2 rRNA genes are annotated in these 3,514 nt (G+C 49.8%); both read left to right on the forward strand.

Annotation, left to right across the window (positions count from 1 at the left end):
* Nucleotides 1-211 precede the first annotated feature (211 nt).
* Nucleotides 212-3,085: ribosomal RNA gene (locus tag AC1RAA_RS31155) — 23S ribosomal RNA — on the forward strand.
* A 128-nt stretch (nt 3,086-3,213) separates the two neighbouring features.
* Nucleotides 3,214-3,326, forward strand: a 5S ribosomal RNA gene (gene rrf, locus AC1RAA_RS31160).
* The last annotated feature ends 188 nt before the right edge of the window (nt 3,327-3,514 follow it).

The following is a 3,514-nucleotide window of genomic DNA, read 5'->3' on the forward strand; positions in this document are numbered from 1 at the left end:
AGTCGAATCAGCGTTGCTGATGGAAACTGCACATTCGTAAAGGTTTAGTGCAGACCGTGCCATCAGCAACATAGAATTTTTGATTGCGTCAAAAGAAACTTCAATTTCGAGTCAAATCGATATTGGAAGTACGGCATAACGCGTCAGGTGAAAGACCTGACATATTCCTTGAGATGATTTTGTAGTTTCGCAAGAAACGTCAAAGTTATAGGGTCAAGTGAATAAGAGCACGTGGTGGATGCCTTGGCAATGATAGGCGACGAAGGACGTGATAGCCTGCGATAAGCTTCGGGGAGCTGGCAAATTAGCTTTGATCCGGAGATTTCCGAATGGGGAAACCCACCTGCAAAGGTATCGCATGATGAATACATAGTCATGCGAGGCGAACCGGGTGAACTGAAACATCTCAGTAGCTCGAGGAAAAGACATCAACCGAGATTCCGAAAGTAGTGGCGAGCGAAATCGGAGAAGCCTGTTAGTGATAGCACAAGACATAACGGAACAGCTTGGAAAGGCTGGCCATAGCGGGTGATAGCCCCGTACGTGAAATGACCTGTGTGGTACTGAGCTAACGACAAGTAGGGCGGGACACGAGAAATCCTGTCTGAATATGGGGGGACCATCCTCCAAGGCTAAATACTCATCATTGACCGATAGTGAACTAGTACCGTGAGGGAAAGGCGAAAAGAACCCCGGGAGGGGAGTGAAATAGATCCTGAAACCGCGTGCTTACAAAAAGTAGGAGCCCGCAAGGGTGACTGCGTACCTTTTGTATAATGGGTCAGCGACTTACATTCAGTGGCAAGGTTAACCGAATAGGGAAGCCGTAGAGAAATCGAGTCCGAATAGGGCGATCAGTCGCTGGGTGTAGACCCGAAACCAAGTGATCTATCCATGGCCAGGATGAAGGTGCCGTAACAGGTACTGGAGGTCCGAACCGACTAGTGTTGCAAAACTAGCGGATGAGCTGTGGATAGGGGTGAAAGGCTAAACAAACTTGGAAATAGCTGGTTCTCTCCGAAAACTATTTAGGTAGTGCCTCAAGTATTACCATCGGGGGTAGAGCACTGTTTTGGCTAGGGGGTCATGGCGACTTACCAAACCAAGGCAAACTCCGAATACCGATGAGTACAGCTTGGGAGACAGAGCACCGGGTGCTAACGTCCGGACTCAAGAGGGAAACAACCCAGACCGCCAGCTAAGGTCCCTAAAATTGGCTAAGTGGGAAACGAAGTGGGAAGGCTAAAACAGTCAGGATGTTGGCTTAGAAGCAGCCATCATTTAAAGAAAGCGTAATAGCTCACTGATCGAGTCGTCCTGCGCGGAAGATGTAACGGGGCTAAGCCAGTTACCGAAGCTGCGGATTTGCAATTTATTGCAAGTGGTAGGAGAGCGTTCTGTAAGCCTGTGAAGGTGCGTTGTAAAGCGTGCTGGAGGTATCAGAAGTGCGAATGCTGACATGAGTAGCGTTAAAGGGGGTGAAAAGCCCCCTCGCCGTAAGCGCAAGGTTTTCTACGCAACGTTCATCGGCGTAGAGTGAGTCGGCCCCTAAGGCGAGGCAGAGATGCGTAGCTGATGGGAAACAGGTCAATATTCCTGTACCGATTGTTAGTGCGATGTGGGGACGGATCTTAATAGGTCATCCAGTTATTGGATTATTCTGGTTTAGTTGGATGTAGGCGTGCATTAGGCAAATCCGGTGCACATATACCGAGGCCAACGATCGAGCGGACTTGTCCGTGAAGTGACTGAACGAGGTTCCAGGAAAAGCCACTAAGCTTCAGCTAACAACGACCGTACCGCAAACCGACACTGGTGCGCGAGATGAGTATTCTAAGGCGCTTGAGAGAACTCAGGAGAAGGAACTCGGCAAATTGACACCGTAACTTCGGAAGAAGGTGTGCCCTATTAGTGTGTAGTGAACAACGAAGCATGAATGGGTTGCAAAAAATCGGTGGCTGCGACTGTTTATTAAAAACACAGCACTCTGCAAACACGAAAGTGGACGTATAGGGTGTGACGCCTGCCCGGTGCTGGAAGATTAAATGATGGGGTGCAAGCTCTTGATTGAAGTCCCAGTAAACGGCGGCCGTAACTATAACGGTCCTAAGGTAGCGAAATTCCTTGTCGGGTAAGTTCCGACCTGCACGAATGGCGTAACGATGGCCACACTGTCTCCTCCTGAGACTCAGCGAAGTTGAAATGTTTGTGATGATGCAATCTCCCCGCGGAAAGACGGAAAGACCCCATGAACCTTTACTGTAGCTTTGTATTGGACTTTGAACAGATCTGTGTAGGATAGGTGGGAGGCTTTGAAGCAGGGTCGCTAGATCTTGTGGAGCCAACGTTGAAATACCACCCTGGTGTGTTTGAGGTTCTAACCTAGGTCCATTATCTGGATCGGGGACAGTGCATGGTAGGCAGTTTGACTGGGGCGGTCTCCTCCCAAAGCGTAACGGAGGAGTTCGAAGGTACGCTAGTTACGGTCGGACATCGTGACGATAGTGCAATGGCATAAGCGTGCTTAACTGCGAGACTGACAAGTCGAGCAGATGCGAAAGCAGGACATAGTGATCCGGTGGTTCTGTATGGAAGGGCCATCGCTCAACGGATAAAAGGTACTCTGGGGATAACAGGCTGATACCGCCCAAGAGTTCATATCGACGGCGGTGTTTGGCACCTCGATGTCGGCTCATCTCATCCTGGGGCTGTAGCCGGTCCCAAGGGTATGGCTGTTCGCCATTTAAAGAGGTACGTGAGCTGGGTTTAAAACGTCGTGAGACAGTTTGGTCCCTATCTTCCGTGGGCGCTGCAGATTTGAGGAAGCCTGCTCCTAGTACGAGAGGACCGGAGTGGACACACCTCTGGTGTATCGGTTGTCACGCCAGTGGCATTGCCGAGTAGCTAAGTGTGGAAGAGATAACCGCTGAAAGCATCTAAGCGGGAAACTCGTTTCAAGATGAGATCTGCCGGGGCCTTGAGCCCCCTAAAGAGTCGTTCAAGACCAGGACGTTGATAGGTCAGGTGTGGAAGCGCAGTAATGCGTTAAGCTAACTGATACTAATTGCTCGTGCGGCTTGACCCTATAACTTTGATCAATCTGATCAAGGTGTTATGCCAAGTTGACGCATTCAAAATAATTCGCCAAAAGCTGATTCCAAACTCTATGAATTCGTTTGATTGATCGTGTGATCAGTCAGACAACCCTTTATGCCTGATGACCATAGCGAGTTGGTACCACTCCTTCCCATCCCGAACAGGACAGTGAAACGACTCAGCGCCGATGATAGTGCGGGTTCCCGTGTGAAAGTAGGTCATCGTCAGGCTCTTACAGCCCAGAAAACCCCAGTCAGCAATGACTGGGGTTTTTTGCTTTGCGCAATGCAAAGGCCCAAATAGATAAAAAGCGCTGACTCGAAAGAATCAGCGCTTTTTTATTGCAGCAGACAACCGCCAATCAGGCGTTGTGAACTCCCGAAGCATCGGATTGTGCTGCGCCAACCGCAATCAGCTC

The organism is Variovorax sp. GW823-FHT04F07, from assembly GCF_058795995.1.